Here is a 20,095-nt window from a genome sequence, read left to right as displayed (position 1 = left end):
GTCTTAATGAAAGCTGCCGATGCGCTTCATGTCGCTGAAGTTGAACCAGATGAAGAAGGCGCGCCCCACGATGTTCTCTTCCGGGACGAACCCCCAGACCCGGCTGTCGCTGCTTGCGTCACGGTTGTCGCCGAGCACGAAGAAATGCCCTTCAGGCACGGTACAGCGCAGCCCGGAGTGCGTATAGGTGCAATTGTCACGGTTCGGGAAATTCAGCACATGCGGCACAAAGGCAGGCGCCTCGCGCTCGATCAGCACCGAGTGTTCGACCGTGCCGAGTTGCTCGGTGTATTGCGGTGAGTAATACAGCCGGTCCGGATGCAGGTAGGTGCCGTTCTCTTCGATCGGGACAGCCTCGCCGTTGATGGTGAGCCGCTTGTTGACGTACTCGACCCGATCGCCCGGCACGCCAACCACGCGCTTGATGTAGTCCATCGAGGGGTCCGCCGGATAGCGGAACACCATCACGTCACCACGCTGCGGATCGTTGAGGTCGATGATCTTCTTGTTGATCACCGGCAGTCGGATACCGTAGGTCCACTTGTTGACCAGGATGAAGTCGCCCACCAGCAGCGTCGGAATCATCGAGCCTGAAGGGATCTTGAACGGCTCGACCACGAAGGAACGCAGGCCGAATACGATCAGGATCACCGGAAAGAAGCTCGCGCCGTACTCCACCCACCAGGGGTTGGGCGCACCGGCCGGGCGCAGCTTGCGTGCGTGGAAGCGGTCGAAGAACCACAGCACGCCGGTGGCGACCAGCAGCAGGAAAAGAGTCAGGGCGAAATTCATGCGGTTTCCGTCACTTGCCTTCGTCGGTGCGCAGCACGGCGAGGAAGGCCTCCTGCGGAATTTCCACGTTGCCCACCTGCTTCATGCGCTTCTTGCCTTCCTTCTGCTTCTCGAGCAGCTTCTTCTTGCGCGTGATGTCGCCGCCATAGCACTTGGCGAGCACGTTTTTGCGCAGCGCCTTGATCGTCTCGCGCGCGATGATGTGCGCACCGATCGCCGCCTGCACCGGCACATCGAACATCTGGCGCGGAATCAGCCCGCGCAGCTTGCTCGCCAGCTCGCGCCCGCGGTACTGTGCGCTGGCGCGGTGCACGATGACCGACAGCGCATCGACCTTCTCGCCGCCCACCATGAGGTCCAGCTTGACCAGATCGGCCGTGCGGTACTCCTTGAAGTCGTAGTCGAGCGAAGCATAGCCGCGCGACACCGACTTGAGCTTGTCGAAGAAGTCCATCACGACCTCGTTCATCGGCATCTCGTAGATCAGCTGCACCTGACGGCCGTGGTAGCGCATGTCGATCTGGTTGCCCCGCTTCTGGTTGCACAGCGTGATCACCGGACCGACGTAGTCCTGCGGCAGGAAGATGGTCGCGGTGATGATGGGCTCGCGGATCTCCTGGTATTTGCCCGGCTCCGGCAGCTTGGCCGGGTTCTCGACGTGGATCACCGAGCCATCGTTGAGCACCACCTCGTACACCACGGTCGGCGCGGTGGTAATGAGGTCCATGTCGAACTCGCGCTCCAGGCGCTCCTGCACGATATCCATGTGCAGCAAACCAAGGAAGCCACAACGGAAGCCGAAGCCGAGCGCCTGCGAGACCTCCGGTTCGAACTGCAGCGAGGCGTCATTCAGGCGCAGTTTCTCCAGCGAGTCGCGAAGCTGGTCGTACTCGGAGGATTCAACTGGATACAGGCCGGCGAACACCTGCGGCTTGATCTCCTTGAAGCCGGGCAGCGCCTCGGCTGCGGGCCGGCTGGCGAGCGTGACGGTGTCGCCAACCTTGGCGGCTTCGATCTCCTTGATACCGGCGATGATGAAGCCCACCTCGCCGGCCCGCAGTTCTGCACGCGCCACCGAGCGCGGAGTGAAGACGCCGACCTGGTCACATGGATACTGCAGACCGTTCGACATCAGCAGGATGCGGTCCTTGGGCTTCAGCACGCCATCGACCACCCGCACCAGCATCACCACGCCGACGTAGTTGTCGAACCACGAGTCGATGATCAGCGCCTTGAGCGGCCCCTCGGGCTCGCCCACCGGCGGCGGCACGCGTGCCACGATGGCCTCGAGCACGTCTTCCACGCCCAGGCCAGTCTTGGCCGAGCACAGGATCGCCTCGGAGGCGTCGACGCCGATCACATCCTCGATCTCGCCACGCGCGTTCTCAGGATCCGCCGCAGGCAGGTCGATCTTGTTGAGCACCGGCACCACTTCGACATCGAGGTCGAGCGCGGTATAGCAGTTGGCCACCGTCTGCGCCTCGACGCCCTGCGAGGCATCGACGACGAGCAGCGCCCCCTCGCACGCGGCAAGCGAGCGGCTGACCTCGTAGGAAAAGTCGACGTGTCCCGGCGTGTCGATCAGATTCAGGTTATAAACCTGACCATTCTTCGCCTTGTAATGCAACGCCGCGGTCTGCGCCTTGATGGTGATGCCGCGCTCGCGCTCGATGTCCATCGAGTCGAGCACCTGCGCTTCCATCTCGCGCTCGGACAGTCCGCCGCAGAAGTGGATGAGTCGGTCGGCCAGGGTGGATTTGCCGTGGTCGATGTGGGCGATGATGGAGAAATTGCGTATGTGGTTCAAAGTGGAGTCTAGCGTATCAGGAGGACCCACACAGTCTCGTAAAGACCCGCAAGCCCTTGAAAATCTTTAGTTTCGTGTATCAAAGCACCTTAGGATGCCTCTTCACACCTCAAGCAACAGGGGGTAGATTTGCGGGTATCAACCAACACCCCCTGAAAAATCTACCCGCACCCGCCGCACTGGGCGTATCGACTGCCATCGAGCACGCCCCCACCTGGAGAAACGAACCATGCCGCTTACAGATGCCGCGATTCGCAACGCCAAGCCCGCTGACAAGCCTTTGAAGCTCACCGACGGCGCAGGATTGTACCTTGAAGTCACCCCAGCCGGGGGCAAGCACTGGCGTTACCGCTTCCGCCTTGCGGGTAGGGAAAACCTGTTCGCCATCGGTGCATACCCGCAAATCACCCTTGCTGACGCGCGCAAGGCACGTGACGAAGCACGCGATCTAGTGAAGCAGGGGATCAACCCCACGCTGCACCGCAAGCAGCAGAAGAACGCCAACATCGAGGAGTCGGCGAACACCTTTGAAGCGAACGCAGAAGCGTGGTTCGAGGAGAAAAGCGCCCCTTGGTCTGATGGGCACCGGGGGACCGTGCGCCGCATCTTCGACGTGGATATTCTGCCCCGCATCGGCAAGACCCCGATTCGCACCCTCACCGCCCCTACCCTGCTGCAAGTGATGAAGAAAATCGAGGCGCGCGGTGCAGTTACGCGCGCCATCCTCGCGCGGCAGATCATGGGGCAGGTTTTCGATTACGCCATCCTGCATGGTCGCGCCGAGACCAACCCCACCACGCCCCTGAAGCGGCAGATCGCACGGCGCACGGTCGAGCACCATCGGCACCTTGAAGAACGCGACATTGGGGACTTCCTGCGCAAGCTGGAGGACTACACGGGGCACATCACGACCCGCACCGCGTTGCACCTGTTGATGCTGACCGCCGTTCGACCGGGGGAAATGTGCGGGGCTGCATGGGCGGAATTCGACCTGGAGGCGGCTACCTGGACCATCCCGGCGAAGCGTATGAAGATGCGCCGCGTTCATATCGTGCCCCTGTCCCGCCAAGCGGTCGAACTGCTGCGCGAACTGGAGAAAGTCACGGGTGACGGGGTGTATCTCTTCCCCACGCAAGGCACGAAGTCCGAGACCATCCCCCCGGCGACGCTGCGCAACGCGGTCAAGAAGCTCGGGTATGCGGAACGGTTCAGCCCACACGGCGCACGGGGCACGTTCTCCACGCTGATGAACTCGCGCGGCTATAACGCCGACTGGATCGAAAAACAGCTTGCCCACGATGACAGCGACGCCGTGCGCCGCAGCTACAACCACACGCAGCACCTGGGGGACCGGGCGAAGATGATGCAGGACTACGCCGACCTGCTCGACGAGAAGCGGCAAGGGGCGCAGGTGATCCAACTGCGGAAGGTGGCAGCGTAATGCCGACGAAGAAACGCAGAGAACAGGCAGCACGGGGGCGCCAGAAGCGCGAAGAGGATGAACGCGCGTGGGCTGAGCTTGACGCGGCACTGGCTGCACTCCCCCCTGAGCGCCGCGAGCGGCTGGAAGCGCAGGCGGCAGACTTCGACCCGGATGAGTGGGGCATTCCGGAACACGTTCTGAAGTCCTACCGCATACCGGGCTTGAGCTTCGAGAAGGAAACCGGCGAACCGTGCATTCCTACTGACCACGGACAGGCGGCGAACAGGGACCGCCAAACGAGCACAAGGCAGGAGGCTCGCCGCATGGCGCGTGAGTGGGGGCGGAAAAATATGTGGGGCACGCGCGAATGGACCTCGCATATAGCCAAGTGCGAAGGCGTGTCCGAGCGCACCATCCAGCGGTACTACAAGCTCACCACGAAATGAATCCGACAGGCCAAGCTGAGCCCTTTCGTTTGTCGTGAAAACTTCAGTACGTCGCAAGACGGCGCATAACTACCTGGAGCAAATCATGAACGAAACGACCGGCGCAACCCCGCGCCACCACAACCCCGCTAAAAACGCTGCGCAGCAACTGCGCGAATGTCTCCGAGTGCCCGACGTGGCCGCATTCCTGGGGTGCGGAGTCGCCACCGTGTGGCGCCGTACTAATGACGATCCCACGTTTCCGAAGCCCATCAAGCTGTCGCCAAGGGTGACGGTGTGGAAATTGTCGGAACTCGAAGCCTGGATCGAATCGCGCCGCGTGCAAAGCACGGTTGCTGCTTGACGCTCCCCCAAAAACAAAAACAAACCCGCCGTGTTTCCACGAGCGGGCGAGGTACTGCTATGTCGAATGCCATTATACCCCACACCGACGACTCGAAAGAGCGCCTGAAAACCGCGCTCGCCCTCGTGCTCGACAACCCCACCAACGCCGAAGCGATTGCAGCGAACTACGGCACAGACCCTGAAAGCCTGCTCGAACTGCTCGCCACTGAAGACGGTATGCGCGCCGCACTGGTACGCGCTGAAGAACTGCGCCAAGACGGCGAACTGCTCAAGCGGAAAACGATTCCCCTGCTCGAACGACTGACCGACCAGATCGGCGACATGATCGACGCGGGGCAGATCAGCCCCACCGCTGCGCCAAAGGTCGCTGAAACCCTGTTCAAGCTGTCCGGGCTGGCCGAGGAACGCGCCGCACGTCTGCGCGCGCAGACCGAGGACGACACGCCGAAAGCCGCGATCCACATCCTGTACGGCGACGAGCCCGAACCGATCGACCCGAAAGGCAATAAGTACCGGATCGTTATCCGCCTGCCGAACGCGCAGCGCGAAGCGGGCGACATCATCGACGTGACCCCGACCGAGGGCGAAGGGGGCAGCGATGGCGCTTGATACTCGAACCCTTCTGAGCAGCACCGCACCCAGTGCGCGAATCTTCGCCGTGTCGGGCTTTCCTGGCCCGTTTATCACGATCCCGAGCACAGAGGAGGCAGGGCTTACCGCGTCGCAGATCATCGACCGGACGGCACCCGAAGACGGCCCGCTGCTGGCAGAGGATAAGGCACGTGTGCCCTACTTCGTGCCCTGCGTGCTGAAGGTCGCGCCCTTCGTCGGCAAGACGGCCGAACGGTATCCGGGGCAGTCGGGCAAGCAGCGCAGCGCGTCACACGTGACCGCAGGGGCGTGGTTCGCATTCGACCTGGACGGGATCACCCACGAGGACAAAGCGCGGATTCTGGGGCGTCTGGTGGCGTCTGAGGGGCTGTTCTGCGCCTATTCCACGTACTCCCACGGCAAGAGCCCCGACGAAGTGCGTATGCGGGTGCTGCTGTTCATGGATCGCGCCTTGGAGCCGCTGCAATGGGCCGACGTGTGGCACGTGTTGAACCGGGTTTTCTTCGATGGGCTGGCCGATGTGGCGACGGCGAAACTGTCGCAGCAGGCTGGCGTGTGGGCCACGCACCCCGAGCGTGAAGGGGCAGCGTTCAGAGGCATAAACCGGGGGGCGCTATTCAGTGCTGACGCACTGCTGGCACTGGTCCCGCCGAAGGTCGAACGCCCCCAACGGGTCCGCCCGAAGGTTTCCGGCGCTGCGCTGACCGGACGCTATGCCGACGCGCTCGCCATGATCGGCGCGGACAAGTTCGCCCCCTGGATGACCGGCCTGTCGGCACTCAAGGCGGGCGTGATGCTGGGCGAACTGCCCGAGGATGACGCCGCAGGGCTGTGGTTCGCCTTCTCCGAGAGCGGCAGCGACGCTGCGAAGGCCCACAACGACGATAAGCGGTATGACCCCGCGCACCTGTGGGAGACCTGGGAGCCGACCGCCGCACCTGCTGAAGGTCTGGCCGGGAAGCTGTTCGCCAGTGCCCGCGATGCTGCACTGAGTGCGTGCCGTGCCGATGTTGCACGTGTCGGGCACCTGACCGCCGAAGGGCTGCGCGCTGCGCGGTATCTGGCGAAGTACCACCCCCGCGCATTCGATGAACTCACGACCGAGGTGCAAGCATGAGCGCCATTCAACAGAAGACAGAGTATTTCCGGGACATGCTCAACGCCCGCAGGGCTGGCAAAGCAGCCGCCGCGCCGAAGCAGCCCGCCCCCGAGGCGAAAACCGCCGATGTGATCCAGATTCAGCCTGACGCACAGGGGGCACCTATCACAGCAGCGGCGCAGCTTGCCGAGGTGAAGCAGGCGGCAGACAAAGACCGAGACGACGCCGCAGCCGAAAGCCTGGATGCGGCCATCGAAGCCGAGAACCGCGAGTTCTTCGTGTCCATCGAAGGCGGCAAGGCGGGCGTATTCCGCGAAGGCATCGACCCCGAGATGGGGCACCGGACGATCGTCGGCATGACCCAGTCCGAATACCGCCTGATGCGCGCGAACCGCATGGTTCAAGTCACGGACGGCAACGGCAACACGAAGGCGGTTTGCCTCGCAGACGCGTTCATTCGATCCCCCGCACGTCGTGAGTATCCGAACGGTTTCGCCCTGCTGCCCGGACAGGACGCCCCCGAAGGGGTCTATAACCTGTGGCGCGGCTGGGGTATTGAACCCAAGGAAGGTGACGTTAAGCCCGCCCTGAAGCATCTGCGGAACGTGATCTGCTCGGGCGATGACAAGGTGTTCCGCTACCTGCTTGGATGGCTGGCGCACTGCGTCCAGAAGCCCGGAGACCCCGCAGAAGTCGCGGTCGTGCTGCGTGGCGGGCGTGGCACCGGCAAAAGCACCGTGGGGCGATGGATGGCGCAGATTTTCGGCGGTCACGCCCTGCACATCCTGCACAGTCGGCACCTGACCGGAAACTTTAACGCGCACCTGCGGAGCACGTGTTTTCTGTTCGCAGATGAGGCGTTTTTTGCCGGGGATCGCGCCGGGGCTGATGTACTGAAAGGTCTGGTCACTGAACCCACCATCACCATCGAACGCAAGGGAGTGGATGCCTTCACGGCACGCAACCGGCTCAAGATCATGATGGCGTCGAACTCGGACTGGGTCGTGCCCGCAGGCACCGACGAGCGGCGCTATCTGGTCCTCGACGTGTCCGACGTGAAGAAGCAGGACCACGAGTATTTCGCCGCGCTGAACGCGCACATGGGAAACGGCGGGCTCGCCGCCCTGCTCCACTTCCTTCTGAACTACGACCTTTCCTCGTTCAACGTGCGTGACGTGCCCCATACCGCCGCACTCGATCAGCAGAAGCTGCTTTCTCTCCCGCCGCTGCACTCGTGGCTTTACGCGCGGCTATACGCGGGGCACCTGATGACACACGAAAACGAGTGGAACAGGGAACAAAGCCGGGACGCCGTGGTGAATGCCTTCGCAGAGTACGCGGGGCGCAAGGGGGCGCGGTTCGAGCACACCGACGCCGCCTTCATCGGTAGGTCACTGCGCAAGGTCTTTCCCGAGATGGGCGACTCGAACCGGCGAACCGGGGCAGGCCAGCGGACGCGGTTCTGGGTATTCCCGCCCCTGGAGGAAGCGCGGCGACAGTTCGAGGAAGCAGTCTTGTCGGGTGCAAGCACCGACTGGCCCGCCGACGAGTGAGGCACTGGGGTGGAACAGGATGGATCAAGCATTTTCGGGCACCTGTTCCACATCCTGTTCCAGCAAACCCCGCGCCAGCACTGGGATTCAAGCACGTGGATCAAGTGGAACACCTTTTTTAATAAGTTCAGTGGTTAAAAAAGGATTGCGTAAAAAATAGGCAACTTTTAATCCCCCGTGCTTACCCAGCAATTTGGTCCGAAAAACGTGTGCCACTTGATCCAATCACCTACAACCCGCGCCAGCACTGGGAAAAACTGGAACAGGTAGTGGAACAGGTGGCGTTTTTTGCCTGTTCCAGCACCCCGAACCTGATCCACACCCGTGCCCGACGACCAACCCACAACCTGTAAAGGACCTCACACAACATGGACCCGCTGACCCTCTCCCGCGACATGTCCGCCGCTGCGCTGTGGTGGGCAAGCCTCGAACCCGGCCAACGCCGCACGTGTTACCGACCCGCCGAACTCCAAGCCGCGACCGGCATCGCCCGCGCCAACCTCCCCCACGTGCTTGAACTGCTGGGCTGGCACCGCGCACAGCGATGGACCCGCGAAGCCGGACGCCGACGCATCCGCACTTACTACGCACCCCCTGGGCACCACGTGCCCAAGCCCCCACGGGGACGCCCAAGCCTCGACGTGCTCGCGCTGCTCGCCATCGAACGCACCGACCCATACGACCTCTTCCCCCGCTGAACCGCACCACCCCAACGGAGACCACCACCATGCACGCCCAGACCAACCAGCACGCCTGCACGATCGTCGTGACCACCACGAACGTGGACGGCACCACCGAGACCACCACCATGGACCCCACGAGCGCGGTCTACCCCCTGTACGCCCTTCAACTCGCTGCGGTGCTGGAGCAAATTCCCGGCGTTCAAGTGACGTGCTCGACCGGCACCGAAGATCACCCCGCACTGGGTGCGTATAGCGGCCCCCTGAATCGAGCACTGGCGACGTGCCTGCTGACCTTCGCCGCCGAAGAACGCGCCCCCGGCTGCACCGACAATGTGCCCGGAATGGAGCACTACGAGCTGGACGGCGAGCACATGGTTACGTGCTGGGAAGCCCTCAAGCGCGCGGACCCTGCAACCCTCATCCGCACCGTGCTTGACGCACTGCCACCTGAGCAAAAGCAGCGCCTGCGCGCCCCCGTTCGTAAGGCACTGCTCGCCAGCCTGACCGAACACGCCGACGCCCTCAAGGGCGAAACCCGCCCCTTCCCGCCCGAACTGGACAACGTGCGGCGCATCGCTGAAACGGTGCTTGGCATCCCCGAGACCGCGAACCTGTTCTATGAAGCCGCGCACCCCGAGGCCACGAAGGACGGCAGCAAGGTCCATTAAGCACGAAGGGGGCTTTCGCCCCCTTGTTGTTACTCGTAAAGCGATCGACAAGCCCATCTAATCTGGGCTGCTCCTAGATTACTCCGTACATCCTTCGCGTTTTTTAGCAGACACTTCTCAGCATTCATCCCCAAGAACGTGAATCTCTTTCGTTCTACGGTACGGTTAGGCGCTTCGCTGTTGCACTTGCGCAGGACGGCTCGCGCGGCGACATCGTTCTGTACGCCAGGCATCTCTTCAATGATGCAATCCCAATAATTGTCGTACCCAAGTATCCCGGCGTTTGCTCCACCAGAGAACAAGAGCCCAACGACCAAGAGCAGGTGATAACGCATTCAAGAAAAGCCCTTCAGTAAAAAAGCAGGTCAATCAAGCCAAGAACGGCAAGGACTAACCCCACTAGCTCTCCGAAGGGAATGAACATGTAGAGCCCAATCAACGCAAGGACGCTGACGAACACCCCCATCTGCGTGAAGCCGTTAATGGCATAGACGGCAAGCGGAAAGCTCAAGATGCCGAAAGCAAACAACGCAACCCCCAGCGTTGCACCGAAGGTTTCTACAAAACGATCCTTGTTCAACATCCACGCCTCCCCTAGTCCAGAAATGACCGCAGTTTCTCCAGCGCAGCACGTCGCCTCTCGCGCTGCTCCGGGGTTTCCTTCTCCGACGCCTTGACTGTGCGCCGTACAGTGTCCGGGGGCAGTACGCCCTGTTCGATCAAACGTGCCTGATCGGCCTTGAGATGCGCCGCCATGCGCTGCGCGCGTGTGGGTTCGCTGTCCTGCATGACCTCTCCCTGTGTCGTGGCGCCTATTGTCGGGCACGGTGTGCTTAAAAGGACTTGACCGTCGAGTTATGTAAACGACTGACGCGGGCGGGGGCACCCATCATTAGGCGCAATGCTTCGACTATACCACTTGGCCTTTGCTGTTAAGAAGTTTACAGGGCGAAGTTTTCAGGGGGTCGTGACCTGTGAGCAATAGATCGGACGTGGGCGGGGGTGGTCGGGTCGATGTCCCACCCGGCAGGGGGTACCCCCTCCCCCTTGACGCTACGAGCGCGCGACGGACAGACCGAGCACGAGCACCCCGACAGGACCGCAGCGGGCAACGTGCTTACACGTAAGCACAGCCCCCGCACGAAGCCCCCGCAAGGGGGTTTTTCGTTGGTGCGGGGCACCCCGCGTGCGGGTAGCGCCTGAAAGTGCGGGTAGAAAAGCGGGTATGTCGTGAAGCGCAACGAGCCCGACCGGGCTGCAAGCCGCGCCAGCACTGGGAGTGCTTGACTTAGTTGCGAATATGGTTCAGCGAAACGAAAAGGGTGCCTCACAGCACCCGTTTCGGAAAAATGTTCGGAAGGGTCGCGGCCGGTGCTTGGCGACCGCGTCAAGCCCGCGATTCTAGCGGAAAACCACTGCAATAAGCGCGTACCGCCGCTTCGTCGAGATGGTAGTTGCACAACACCTGTTCGCCGTGCAGCAGCACGGGCACCAGTTCATCCCAGCGCGCCTCCAGCGCAGGATCCTCATCGACGTCCATCACGCATATGCGCCAGCCATACTCCTGCGCGATCGGCTCGAGCGCGGCAACAAGGTCGTGGCACAGGTGGCACCACTGCCGGCTCATGACCGTGAAGCAGGCATCTGCCGTCTCGCCGGTCATCGCGCCGCCCGCAGGCTGACGAAGGATGCACCATCGCCACGATGGACGAGCAGCGTCACCTGCTCGCCGGGTGCAAGCCCAGCGACCGCGTGCTCGAAATCGGCGAGCTTGCCCAGGCGGATCTGCTGCCCCTTTCTCACCAGCGCCAGCACCAGGTCGCCGGGAACGATCTCGGCACGCGCGGCTGGACCCTGCGCACGCTGCACCAGCAGGCCGCTTTCAATGCCACGCTCACGGCGCTGCACCGCTGTGGGCTCGGCCAGTTCCAGGCCGAGGCGGTTGGGCGCCTGAGCCGGCCCCTGCGCAGCGGCCTGCTCGGGCGCCTGCTCCGGATCCTGCCACTCGCCGACCTCGATCTCCAGCGCCTCCGGCACGCCACCGCGGTAGATCTCCACCTGCGCCCTGCTGCCCGGGCGCGCCGCGGCGACAATGCGCGGCAGGTCGGCGGAGCTTTCCACCACACGCGCGTTGAAGCGCACGATCACGTCCCCTTGCATCACGCCCGCGCGCGCAGCGGGCCCCTCCGGTTCGACCATGCTCACCAGTGCGCCTGCAGGACGGGGCAGACCAAAGCTGTCTGCCAGGTCGCGCGTGACCTCCTGGATGGACACCCCGATCCGGCCACGCTCCACCCGGCCCTGGGTGCGCAACTGTGCTTGCACGTCCATGGCAACATCGATCGGAATTGCGAACGACAGGCCCATGAAGCCACCGGTACGGCTGTAGATCTGCGAGTTGATGCCGACCACCTCGCCGCGCAGGTTGAACAGCGGCCCACCCGAATTACCCGGGTTGATCGCCACATCGGTCTGGATGAAGGGTACGAAGTTCTCATCCGGCAGGCTGCGCCCCTTCGCGCTGACGATGCCTGCCGTCACCGACTGCTCGAATCCGAACGGCGACCCGATCGCCAGCACCCACTCCCCCACCTGCAGCGCTTCCGGATCGCCAAGCACCACGTGCGGCAGATCAGCGGCATCGATGTGCAGCAGTGCAATGTCACTACGGACATCCGCACCGATTACAGTGGCATCGTACTCGCGCTTGTCCGCGAGCCGCACCAGCACCTCTTCGGCGCCCTCGATCACGTGCGCATTGGTGAGGATGTAACCGTCCGCGCCAATGATGAAGCCAGACCCGAGCGAACGGTCCTCCGGGTCGGCGCCCAGACCGGGGTTGTCCGGCGTGCGGGGGATGAATTTTCGGAAGAAGTCGAACATCGGGTCCGACTCGTCCAGTTCCGGAAGCCGGAACGGCATGCGCACCGGAGCCTCACTGCGCTGCGTCGCGCTGATGTTGACCACGGCTGCGCCCTGCTGAGCGGCGAGCACGCGGAAGTCGGGCAGCACGATCTCTGCCGCACCCACGGTCCCGAGGGGAAGCAGCAGCCACGCGCAGAGCACGACCACGAAGACCCGCAAGGCCCAGTCGGGAGAATGCGCGGACGGACGCTTCATTGCTGCAACGGGCGCAAGGTTCGTACGCACTCGTCCTCCCGCGTGAGCTCCATGTGCAGGCGACTGCGCCAGTTGCGGCTACGCGGAAGCGCCCGGTTGGCTGCCCAGGCAAGGCCGAGACCAAGGAGCGCACCGATCAGGGCGTAGAGATCCGCCCGCACTGCGCCGCCCAGGTGATTTCCCAGCGCAGCCCCCAGCAGCAGCAGCAGCGAGGCCAGCCCGTAGCTCGCGAATGCCGCGCGCAACGGAGCGCCCTCCGGGATGCTGATCAGCACGCTGTCACCCGGCTTCAGATCCAGCCGGGTCGGCAGCACGAACTCCTCCTTCGGCAGGCCGAAGGCATGACTGATCTGCACCGAGCGGCAGCCCCCCGGCTCGTCGCAGCGCCCGCAGCCACCGGTACTCTCGGACAGCTTCAACCAGGCCTGCCCGCCCTCGACCCGAAGAACGCGCGCCCGCGCCTGCATCATTGCTCGCGGGCCCGCACGCTCTCGCCGAGCCGCCGCACGGCCTGCTCAGGCGCTTCGCCCAGGGTCGTGACCAGATGCCCGTTCACCGTGCGTTTGAAAATGCTGATGGCTCCGTTCGAGATCGGCCCGAGGCCGATCGCCGACGCGTCCCCGACAGGCTCGATGAAGACCGAGATCGCAGCGAGACCATCGCTGAACACCATGTGCAAGGCCTCACCGCGCTCACGGCCGAGCGGCCTGCGCATCACCGAACTGAGGGTGTAGCCGGGCAAGGGCTCCGCGAGCGACCACCCTGCATCACGCTCATCCAGATCGTTGCCGCGCGCATTGACTACCTGCCAGCCCTCGCCCTGGTCGAAGCGGGACTCGAGCAGGGCGGGATCGACCTCGCCACCGATCTGCAAGTCACTGAAACTGAACTGCTCGACCAGCCCGCCGCCCGCGTCCACCGTACGCGACTTCAGCAGCAGGCCCGTCTGCATCTCTGCCCACAGCACATGTCCATAGCGCAGGTTGTCCCGAGGCTCCAGCACCACGGATTGCGCCTCGTATCCTGCGACGCGACTCACCTCGCCCTTGCGGATGCGGTAGTGCTCGGCGAGACCACCTGGCGAGCCCGGTAGCCGCGCAGGAAAGGCACGTCGCCCGGCCGCTTCGTCGATGATCACCGTACGCCGCTCGGGCAACACGCAGTGAACCTCGTTCCCCCGCCGGATCACCTCGCGCGGACTGCCATCGAGCACTTCTAGGCGTTCGTATTCGACCCCACCTTCCACGCGATGAACGATACGGGAGGTCTCGACCTGTCCGCCGGATTGATAGACGAACGTACCCACATAATTGAGCCGCTGCCCGGCCGAGGCAATCCGGCCAAGCCAGGACAACGGATCGGAGGGCGCGTCCGCCCAAGCGGGCCCCTGCGCCAGCAGGGCGCAAAAGCCGAGCGCGACCGCGAACAACCTCATCGGTTGGCACCCAGACGCTGATCGGAAACGGTGCGAACGTACTGCACGCCCGCCGGCAGCGGGCCGCTACGCGACAGGCCCTGGTGCGCGAACACGTATTCGCGCAGCGGGTCGTCGCCCAAGCCTGCCGTACCCGCCTGTGACGGCGCGGCCTTGACGAGCTGCACGACGGCCGCGTTGGAAGCAATCTGCGGCGCCGGCGCCTCCTGCCGATAGAGCGTCGCAGCGACGAGTCCGACCGCGGCCACGCCCATCACCGAGGCGGCCAGCGGCATCAGCGACCGCCACAGTCTGCGCCCATCACCATCCGCCTGCGCGCGCGCCGGCTGGGCGAGCGGTGCGAGCAGCGTGGGTTCGTCCTCGAGTTCACTCATGACGCGCGCGACGAACCCGCTCGATCGCGGCTGGTCTCCGCGCAGCGTGTCGCCGATCAGACAGTAGGTTTCCCAGTCCTCGCGCAGATCCGGATCCCGACGCAAGCGTTCGAACACGGCCAGAGAGGCCTGATCGTCGAGATCTCCATCGAGCAGAGCCGATACCTTGTCCTTCATACTCGTTACCTACCAACGTTTGTCCGGGGCCGTATCGAGCAGAGGCCGCAGACGTTCAGCAATCGCTTCGCGCGCACGGAAGATCCGCGAGCGCACGGTCCCTATCGGGCACTCCATGATGCCGGCGATCTCCTCGTAGCTCAGACCCTCGAGCTCGCGCAGCATGATGGCGGTTCTCAATTCCTCCGGCAGCGCGGCCATTGCGTCCTCCACGGTCTCGCCGATCTGGCGGGTCATCATCAGCCGCTCGGGCGTGTTGATGTCACGCAACTGATCGCCGTCCTCGAAGGTTTCCGCCTCCTCGGAGTCGAAACTGGTCGACGTTGGCGCCCTTCTGCCCTGGGAGACGAGATAGTTCTTGGCCGTATTGACACCGATACGGTACAGCCAGGTGTAGAACGCACTGTCTCCCCGGAACGAGCCCAATGCGCGGTAGGCCTTGATGAAGGTCTCCTGCGCAACGTCCTCGACTTCGGCTGGATCGCGTATCAGCCTGGAAAGCAGACGATTCAGCTTGCGCTGGTACTTGGATACCAGCAAGCCGAACGCCTGCTTGTCGCCGCGCTGCACGCGCTCGACGAGTTGCTGATCGAGTTCACGATCGCTCATGGGAACTGGGTTCTTCCGGGTATTTGAATGACAAAACGCCCGGATTATAAGCGACCGGTCACGCCAACAGCAGTAGTCGAAGACAGTCAGATGACCCGGCCCCTGCAAAATAGTTCAGGCGCTCATCCGCAAACGCCGCTCGGTAACCCGCCTCGCATGCAGACCTGCATGCCTGGCGCACCTGTCAAGGCGGCGCCAGCCGCCAGGATCGAGCAGTTCGCGAGCGGTCACTCGCAAGGCCCGCACGGTCGAGCGGGTTTATTGGGGCCTCTCATGGCGTGCTATATTCGTTCTCCCTTTAATCCGGCCCGAGCGACATCTTGCTGAAACAGTACGACGTTCTCATTCTTGGCAGCGGCACGGCTGGCCAATCCATGGCGCTCCGGCTTGCCGACCACCTTCGCGTCGCGCTGGTCACCAAACGGGAACTGGCCGACAGCGCCAGCAACTGGGCGCAAGGCGGCATCGCCGCGGTGCTCGACACCGCCGACAGCATCGAAGCGCACATCCAGGACACCTTCGTTGCCGGCGCCGGCCTGTGCAACCCCAAGTCGACCCGCTTCGTGGTCGAGAACGGCAAGCGCGCCATCGAGTGGCTGATCGACCGCGGCGTGCCCTTCACGCGCGAGGCAGATTCAGAGCTCGGCTACCACCTCACGCGCGAGGGCGGGCACTCGCACCGACGCATCATCCATGCCGCAGACGCCACCGGCGCTGCAGTGCAGGCCACGCTCGGCGACCATGTTCGCAACCACCCGAACATCGACATCTACGACCACCACATCGCAGTGGACCTGGTCGTCGGTGACAAGGTCGGCCACCCCGGCGCCGGCTGCCTCGGCGCCTACGTACTCGACATCGTCAACGACCGTGTGGTCACGTTCTCCGCCCAGCACACCGTGCTCGCTACCGGCGGCACCGGCAAGGTCTACCTGTACACGACCAACCCCGACGTCGCGACCGGCGACGGCGTGGCCATGGCGTGGCGCGCCGGATGCCGGGTGGGCAACATGGAATTCATCCAGTTCCACCCCACCTGCCTGTACCACCCGCAGGCGAAGTCTTTCCTCATCTCCGAAGCGGTGCGCGGTGAAGGTGGACTGCTGAAACTGCCCGATGGCACGCGCTTCATGCCCGAGCACGATGCACGCGAGGAACTCGCGCCGCGCGACATCGTCGCACGCGCGATTGACTTCGAGATGAAGAAACGCGGCATCGACTGCGTCTACCTCGACATCAGCCACAAGCCTGCCGACTGGCTGCGCGGGCATTTTCCGAACATCTACGCGCGCTGCCTGGAACTGGGCATCGACATCACGCGCGAACCCATCCCGGTCGTTCCGGCAGCGCATTATTCCTGCGGCGGCATCGTCACCGACCTATCCGCACGTACGGATGTGCCGGGCCTGTACGCGGTGGGCGAATCCGCCTGCACCGGCCTGCACGGCGCAAACCGCCTGGCGAGCAACTCGTTGCTCGAATGTCTGGTGTTTGGCGAAGCCGCAGCGAAGGACATCCTTTCCAAGCAGCGCCGGCCGGCACCGAAGCTGCCGGACTGGGACGAGAGCCGGGTCACCGATGCCGACGAGGAGATCGTCATCGCCCACAACTGGGCAGAGCTGCGCCGCTTCATGTGGGACTACGTCGGCATCGTGCGCACCACCAAACGTCTGCGTCGCGCGCAGCACCGCATCCGCCTGCTCGAACGCGAGATCAACGAGTTCTACTCGAATTTCCGCATCAGCAACGACCTGATCGAACTGCGCAACCTCGTGGTCACCGCTGATCTGATCGTGCGTTGCGCGCTTCGGCGCAAGGAAAGCCGTGGGCTGCATCATTCGCGCGACTACCCCGAGATGCTGCCACGGGCTCGCGACACTGTCCTGCGCCCGGCAACACCCAGGGGGCTTGCGCGCTGACGCTTGAAGGCCGACTCACGCCGCCGCGCTCAGCCGACGGCGGCGAGGCTTCAGACCACCGAGTGCGGCGGGGATTCGGTCGCGGCAGCCGGGTCCCGTGATGTCTTGTGCCGCAACCAGATCTTCAGCGCGCGCCAGTCGCTGCCTCCCACGTTGGCGCGCACCAGCATGAGCCAAGGCACCGGCGCCGGCATTCCTGTGCCCTCGCCCATCTCGACCCGCGGCACCGGCCTCAGCCACACCGCCCAACCAAGATCCACGGTCGCCGAGGGCACTGTGCCGCACAGCACACCCTGTTCCACGTCGGAGGCAAACCACACCAGTTCACCTCCCGGCTCCAGCAGGATGCTCACCCCACGTTTTGCAGCCTCGGCGCGCAGACCGTGCCACAAAGTCGCCAGCAGCACGCCCCACACCATCAGCAGGGCTGCGACCCGAGCGCCATTCACGACTTCATCCTCCACGCCGACGCCCGAACCGAACACGTGAAAAAGCGCCAGCGCGGCTGCGAGATGCGCAACCCGCACTGACGCCATCACAGCCCGGGAGGGCTGCATCCTGATCTCGCGCGGGAACTGCATGTCGCCCGCGACGGACCGGGTTCAGAAGCGCCGGAAGACCAGCGTCCCGTTCGTACCGCCGAAGCCGAAGTTGTTCTTCAGCGCGACATCGATCTTCATTTCCCGCGCGACGTTCGCGCAGTAGTCCAGATCGCACTCGGGGTCCTGTTCGAAGATGTTGATCGTCGGCGGCGAAATCTGGTTATGCACCGCAAGTACAGTAAACACCGACTCGACGCCGCCCGCCCCGCCGAGCAGGTGACCCGTCATCGATTTGGTCGAGTTCACGACCAGCTTCCTGGCATTCTCGACGCCAAAGGCAAGCTTGATCGCCTCGGTTTCGTTCTTGTCGCCGAGCGGCGTGGAGGTGCCATGCGCGTTGAGATACTGCACCTGATCGTGATTGACGCCGGCGTTCTTCAATGCGTTAAGCATGCTGCGACGCGGACCGTCGGTATCGGGCGCCGTCATGTGATAGGCATCGCCACTCATGCCGAAGCCGCCAAGCTCGGCGTAGATCTTCGCGCCACGCCTGACCGCATGCTCGTACTCTTCGATCACCATCACACCGGCGCCTTCGCCAAGCACGAAGCCGTCGCGATCCCTGTCCCAGGGACGGCTGGCAGTCGCGGGGTCGTCGTTGCGCGTGGACAGCGCCTTGGCCGAGGAAAAGCCGCCGATGGCGAGATTGGTGACGGTCGACTCGGCGCCGCCGCAGACCATCACGTCGGCATCGCCATATTCGATCATGCGCGCACTCATGCCGATCGCATGCAGTCCGGTCGTGCAGGCCGTGACCACCGCGAGATTGGGCCCCTTCATGCCGAACATGATCGACAGGTTGCCCGAGATCATGTTGATGATCGTGCCGGGAATGAAGAAGGGCGAGATCTTGCGCGGACCACCGCCGAGGAAGTCGTTGTGCGTTTCCTCGATCATCGGCAGGCCGCCGATGCCGGAGCCGATATTGACACCGATGCGATCGGCGTTGGCCTCGGTGACCTCGAGGCCGGAGTCGCGGATTGCCTGGATGCCCGCTGCCATGCCGTAATGGATGAATACATCCATGCGGCGTGCCTCCTTGGGCGAGAGGTAGGCGGACACATCGAAATCCTTCACTTCGCCCGCAACGCGCGAAGCGAAATTGCTGGCGTCGAAGCGGGTGATCGGACCGATGCCGCTCTTGCCGGCAATCAGGTTGTTCCAAGCTTCCGGAACCGTATTGCCCACCGGCGAGATCACGCCCAGACCGGTGACGACGACTCTACGACGCGACACAGGCAACTCCGTTGAATTCGGTAAAAAGGAATGAAACCCCAAAGAACGAAAACCCGCCCGGGGTCACCGCAGAACCCTGCGGGCACCGGGCAGGCAACGCTTCAGGAGCGCGAAAGAGGCTTACTTCTTGAGGTGGGCGTTGACGTAGTCGATCGCCTGCTGGACGGTGGTGATCTTCTCGGCCTCTTCGTCCGGAATCTCGCACTCGAATTCCTCTTCCAGCGCCATGACGAGTTCCACGGTGTCCAGCGAATCCGCGCCCAGATCATCCACGAACGAAGATTCGTTCTTGATCTCCGATTCGTTCACGCCAAGTTGCTCAGCGACGATCTTCTTGACGCGCTGTTCGATGTTCTCCATGAACCAACTCCTTCCTGAGACAGGTGTATTTAAAAAGCCGGCGTATTCTACCAAAACGCCGGGGAACCGCTATCCCGACGAGCGTCAGGACATGTACATGCCGCCATTCACGTGCAGGGTGGTTCCCGTCACGTACGCGGCCGCGGGAGATGCGAGGAACGCCACGGCGCCGGCAATCTCTTCCGGACGACCCAGGCGACCCAGCGCGATGTTGCCCAACAGGGCGTCGCGCGCGGCTTCGGGAAGCGCGCGCGTCATGTCGGTATCAATGAAACCGGGGGCAACACAGTTCACCGTGATGTTGCGGCTCCCCAACTCGCGCGCCAGTGCGCGCGTCATGCCCGCCACGCCGGCCTTCGCCGCAGCGTAGTTGGCCTGACCCGCATTACCGGAGCTGGCCACCACCGAGGTGATGTTGATGATGCGCCCGTTGCGGGCCTTCATCATGCCGCGCATCACGAGCTTGCTCATGCGGAAAACGGCGCGCAGGTTCGTGTCGATCACCGCGTCCCATTCCTCGTCCTTCATGCGCATCGAGATGTTGTCGCGCGTAATCCCGGCATTGTTGACCAGGATGCCGATGGCACCGAAGCGCTTCTCGATCTCGCCGACCAGCGCCTCGCAGGCCGCGGCATCGGTGACGTCAAGCGCCATGCCGGCCCCCTGCACACCTGTCTCGGCGAGCGCTTTACCGATGTCGGCAGCGCCGGAGTCGGACGTTGCGGTGCCGACCACGGTAGCGCCGAGGCGCCCCAGTTCGAGCGCCACCGCACGACCGATGCCGCGCGACGCGCCGGTGATCAGCGCGACCTGACCTTCAAGCGAAAAACTCATG

The 20,095-nt window shown here is 63.6% G+C and carries 23 protein-coding genes; 9 read left to right on the top strand and 14 right to left on the bottom strand.

Translation table 11 applies throughout. The annotated features are described in order from the left end of the window. Positions 1-3: 3 nt before the first annotated feature. Positions 4-792, bottom strand: coding sequence for a signal peptidase I (lepB, locus tag ACUH78_RS03270; protein WP_418364658.1), 789 nt, complete (start codon positions 790-792; stop codon positions 4-6). A 10-nt stretch (positions 793-802) separates the two neighbouring features. Further along, on the bottom strand, positions 803-2,599 hold the full coding sequence (lepA, locus tag ACUH78_RS03265; protein ID WP_418364659.1) for a translation elongation factor 4: 1,797 nt from the start codon (positions 2,597-2,599) through the stop codon (positions 803-805). Positions 2,600-2,828: 229 nt separating this feature from the next. Between lepA and ACUH78_RS03260 the strand changes: the two genes are divergently transcribed. The 8 genes from ACUH78_RS03260 to ACUH78_RS03225 all read left to right on the top strand — a co-directional run bounded on the left by ACUH78_RS03260 (position 2,829) and on the right by ACUH78_RS03225 (position 9,428). Next, positions 2,829-4,040, top strand: a complete 1,212-nt coding sequence (locus tag ACUH78_RS03260) for a tyrosine-type recombinase/integrase (protein ID WP_445332604.1) — start codon at positions 2,829-2,831, stop codon at positions 4,038-4,040. Continuing rightward, the gene (locus tag ACUH78_RS03255) at positions 4,040-4,468 is read left to right on the top strand and encodes a hypothetical protein (protein WP_445332605.1); all 429 of its coding nucleotides are present in this window, start codon (positions 4,040-4,042) and stop codon (positions 4,466-4,468) included. The genes ACUH78_RS03260 and ACUH78_RS03255 overlap by 1 nt, the downstream gene beginning before the upstream one ends. Positions 4,469-4,553: 85 nt before the next feature. Further along, positions 4,554-4,811: a helix-turn-helix transcriptional regulator gene (locus ACUH78_RS03250; RefSeq protein WP_445332606.1), complete on the top strand. Its 258-nt coding sequence runs from the start codon at positions 4,554-4,556 to the stop codon at positions 4,809-4,811. Then, a complete protein-coding gene (locus ACUH78_RS03245) occupies positions 4,808-5,422 on the top strand; it encodes a hypothetical protein (RefSeq protein WP_445332607.1) in 615 nt (204 codons plus the stop codon). The genes ACUH78_RS03250 and ACUH78_RS03245 overlap by 4 nt, the downstream gene beginning before the upstream one ends. After that, on the top strand, positions 5,412-6,542 hold the full coding sequence (locus tag ACUH78_RS03240; RefSeq protein WP_445332608.1) for a hypothetical protein: 1,131 nt from the start codon (positions 5,412-5,414) through the stop codon (positions 6,540-6,542). The genes ACUH78_RS03245 and ACUH78_RS03240 overlap by 11 nt, the downstream gene beginning before the upstream one ends. Then, positions 6,539-8,077: a DUF5906 domain-containing protein gene (locus ACUH78_RS03235; RefSeq protein ID WP_445332609.1), complete on the top strand. Its 1,539-nt coding sequence runs from the start codon at positions 6,539-6,541 to the stop codon at positions 8,075-8,077. The genes ACUH78_RS03240 and ACUH78_RS03235 overlap by 4 nt, the downstream gene beginning before the upstream one ends. A 368-nt stretch (positions 8,078-8,445) precedes the next feature. Further along, a complete protein-coding gene (locus tag ACUH78_RS03230; RefSeq protein ID WP_445332610.1) occupies positions 8,446-8,775 on the top strand; it encodes a hypothetical protein in 330 nt (109 codons plus the stop codon). 29 nt (positions 8,776-8,804) lie between these two features. After that, positions 8,805-9,428 (top strand): hypothetical protein, encoded by a 624-nt coding sequence (locus ACUH78_RS03225; RefSeq protein ID WP_445332611.1) that lies wholly within the window; start codon positions 8,805-8,807, stop codon positions 9,426-9,428. 349 nt (positions 9,429-9,777) lie between these two features. Here ACUH78_RS03225 and ACUH78_RS03220 read toward each other — a convergent pair whose 3' ends face one another. The 8 genes from ACUH78_RS03220 to rpoE all read right to left on the bottom strand — a co-directional run bounded on the left by ACUH78_RS03220 (position 9,778) and on the right by rpoE (position 15,143). Beyond that, positions 9,778-10,011 (bottom strand): hypothetical protein, encoded by a 234-nt coding sequence (locus ACUH78_RS03220; RefSeq protein ID WP_445332612.1) that lies wholly within the window; start codon positions 10,009-10,011, stop codon positions 9,778-9,780. An 11-nt stretch (positions 10,012-10,022) separates the two neighbouring features. After that, complete coding sequence (locus tag ACUH78_RS03215; RefSeq protein ID WP_445332613.1) at positions 10,023-10,217, bottom strand: hypothetical protein; 195 nt, start codon at positions 10,215-10,217, stop codon at positions 10,023-10,025. 598 nt (positions 10,218-10,815) lie between these two features. Beyond that, the gene (locus ACUH78_RS03210) at positions 10,816-11,091 is read right to left on the bottom strand and encodes a glutaredoxin family protein (RefSeq protein ID WP_445332614.1); all 276 of its coding nucleotides are present in this window, start codon (positions 11,089-11,091) and stop codon (positions 10,816-10,818) included. Next, complete coding sequence (locus tag ACUH78_RS03205) at positions 11,088-12,548, bottom strand: Do family serine endopeptidase (protein WP_445332615.1); 1,461 nt, start codon at positions 12,546-12,548, stop codon at positions 11,088-11,090. The genes ACUH78_RS03210 and ACUH78_RS03205 overlap by 4 nt, the downstream gene beginning before the upstream one ends. After that, positions 12,545-13,018: a SoxR reducing system RseC family protein gene (locus ACUH78_RS03200; RefSeq protein ID WP_418364662.1), complete on the bottom strand. Its 474-nt coding sequence runs from the start codon at positions 13,016-13,018 to the stop codon at positions 12,545-12,547. Before ACUH78_RS03200 ends, ACUH78_RS03205 begins: the two co-directional genes overlap by 4 nt. Further along, a complete protein-coding gene (locus tag ACUH78_RS03195) occupies positions 13,015-13,983 on the bottom strand; it encodes a MucB/RseB family sigma factor regulatory protein (RefSeq protein ID WP_445332616.1) in 969 nt (322 codons plus the stop codon). The genes ACUH78_RS03200 and ACUH78_RS03195 overlap by 4 nt, the downstream gene beginning before the upstream one ends. After that, positions 13,980-14,534: a sigma-E factor negative regulatory protein gene (locus ACUH78_RS03190; protein ID WP_418364664.1), complete on the bottom strand. Its 555-nt coding sequence runs from the start codon at positions 14,532-14,534 to the stop codon at positions 13,980-13,982. The genes ACUH78_RS03195 and ACUH78_RS03190 overlap by 4 nt, the downstream gene beginning before the upstream one ends. Positions 14,535-14,543: 9 nt before the next feature. Beyond that, positions 14,544-15,143 (bottom strand): RNA polymerase sigma factor RpoE, encoded by a 600-nt coding sequence (gene rpoE / locus ACUH78_RS03185; RefSeq protein ID WP_418364665.1) that lies wholly within the window; start codon positions 15,141-15,143, stop codon positions 14,544-14,546. A gap of 320 nt (positions 15,144-15,463) precedes the next feature. Between rpoE and nadB the strand changes: the two genes are divergently transcribed. Beyond that, the gene (gene nadB, locus ACUH78_RS03180; protein ID WP_445332617.1) at positions 15,464-17,062 is read left to right on the top strand and encodes an L-aspartate oxidase; all 1,599 of its coding nucleotides are present in this window, start codon (positions 15,464-15,466) and stop codon (positions 17,060-17,062) included. Between the two features lie 50 nt (positions 17,063-17,112). Here the strand turns inward: nadB and ACUH78_RS03175 are convergent, their stop codons facing one another. The 4 genes from ACUH78_RS03175 to fabG form a co-directional block, all read right to left on the bottom strand. Then, on the bottom strand, positions 17,113-17,619 hold the full coding sequence (locus ACUH78_RS03175; RefSeq protein WP_445332618.1) for a hypothetical protein: 507 nt from the start codon (positions 17,617-17,619) through the stop codon (positions 17,113-17,115). A gap of 45 nt (positions 17,620-17,664) precedes the next feature. Then, the gene (gene fabF, locus ACUH78_RS03170) at positions 17,665-18,900 is read right to left on the bottom strand and encodes a beta-ketoacyl-ACP synthase II (protein WP_445332619.1); all 1,236 of its coding nucleotides are present in this window, start codon (positions 18,898-18,900) and stop codon (positions 17,665-17,667) included. A gap of 120 nt (positions 18,901-19,020) precedes the next feature. Further along, positions 19,021-19,260: an acyl carrier protein gene (gene acpP, locus ACUH78_RS03165; RefSeq protein WP_011765359.1), complete on the bottom strand. Its 240-nt coding sequence runs from the start codon at positions 19,258-19,260 to the stop codon at positions 19,021-19,023. Positions 19,261-19,344: 84 nt separating this feature from the next. After that, on the bottom strand, positions 19,345-20,094 hold the full coding sequence (fabG, locus tag ACUH78_RS03160; RefSeq protein ID WP_418364669.1) for a 3-oxoacyl-ACP reductase FabG: 750 nt from the start codon (positions 20,092-20,094) through the stop codon (positions 19,345-19,347). Position 20,095: the final 1 nt, after the last annotated feature.

The organism is Thauera sp. ZXT1-4 (genome assembly GCF_052598215.2).
This window is presented reverse-complemented; position numbering and strand designations above follow the sequence as displayed.

Bases quoted from the DNA above. Each gene is read 5' to 3' on its own strand.
- lepB (WP_418364658.1), bottom strand. From the start codon at position 792: ATGAATTTCGCCCTGACTCTTTTCCTGCTGCTGGTCGCCACCGGCGTG.
- ACUH78_RS03260 (WP_445332604.1), top strand. From the start codon at position 2,829: ATGCCGCTTACAGATGCCGCGATTCGCAACGCCAAGCCCGCTGACAAG.
- ACUH78_RS03255 (WP_445332605.1), top strand. From the start codon at position 4,040: ATGCCGACGAAGAAACGCAGAGAACAGGCAGCACGGGGGCGCCAGAAG.
- ACUH78_RS03250 (WP_445332606.1), top strand. From the start codon at position 4,554: ATGAACGAAACGACCGGCGCAACCCCGCGCCACCACAACCCCGCTAAA.
- ACUH78_RS03240 (WP_445332608.1), top strand. From the start codon at position 5,412: ATGGCGCTTGATACTCGAACCCTTCTGAGCAGCACCGCACCCAGTGCG.
- ACUH78_RS03235 (WP_445332609.1), top strand. From the start codon at position 6,539: ATGAGCGCCATTCAACAGAAGACAGAGTATTTCCGGGACATGCTCAAC.
- ACUH78_RS03230 (WP_445332610.1), top strand. From the start codon at position 8,446: ATGGACCCGCTGACCCTCTCCCGCGACATGTCCGCCGCTGCGCTGTGG.
- ACUH78_RS03225 (WP_445332611.1), top strand. From the start codon at position 8,805: ATGCACGCCCAGACCAACCAGCACGCCTGCACGATCGTCGTGACCACC.
- ACUH78_RS03220 (WP_445332612.1), bottom strand. From the start codon at position 10,011: ATGTTGAACAAGGATCGTTTTGTAGAAACCTTCGGTGCAACGCTGGGG.
- ACUH78_RS03215 (WP_445332613.1), bottom strand. From the start codon at position 10,217: ATGCAGGACAGCGAACCCACACGCGCGCAGCGCATGGCGGCGCATCTC.
- ACUH78_RS03210 (WP_445332614.1), bottom strand. From the start codon at position 11,091: ATGACCGGCGAGACGGCAGATGCCTGCTTCACGGTCATGAGCCGGCAG.
- ACUH78_RS03205 (WP_445332615.1), bottom strand. From the start codon at position 12,548: ATGAAGCGTCCGTCCGCGCATTCTCCCGACTGGGCCTTGCGGGTCTTC.
- ACUH78_RS03200 (WP_418364662.1), bottom strand. From the start codon at position 13,018: ATGATGCAGGCGCGGGCGCGCGTTCTTCGGGTCGAGGGCGGGCAGGCC.
- ACUH78_RS03195 (WP_445332616.1), bottom strand. From the start codon at position 13,983: ATGAGGTTGTTCGCGGTCGCGCTCGGCTTTTGCGCCCTGCTGGCGCAG.
- ACUH78_RS03190 (WP_418364664.1), bottom strand. From the start codon at position 14,534: ATGAAGGACAAGGTATCGGCTCTGCTCGATGGAGATCTCGACGATCAG.
- rpoE (WP_418364665.1), bottom strand. From the start codon at position 15,143: ATGAGCGATCGTGAACTCGATCAGCAACTCGTCGAGCGCGTGCAGCGC.
- ACUH78_RS03175 (WP_445332618.1), bottom strand. From the start codon at position 17,619: ATGCAGCCCTCCCGGGCTGTGATGGCGTCAGTGCGGGTTGCGCATCTC.
- acpP (WP_011765359.1), bottom strand. From the start codon at position 19,260: ATGGAGAACATCGAACAGCGCGTCAAGAAGATCGTCGCTGAGCAACTT.
- fabG (WP_418364669.1), bottom strand. From the start codon at position 20,094: ATGAGTTTTTCGCTTGAAGGTCAGGTCGCGCTGATCACCGGCGCGTCG.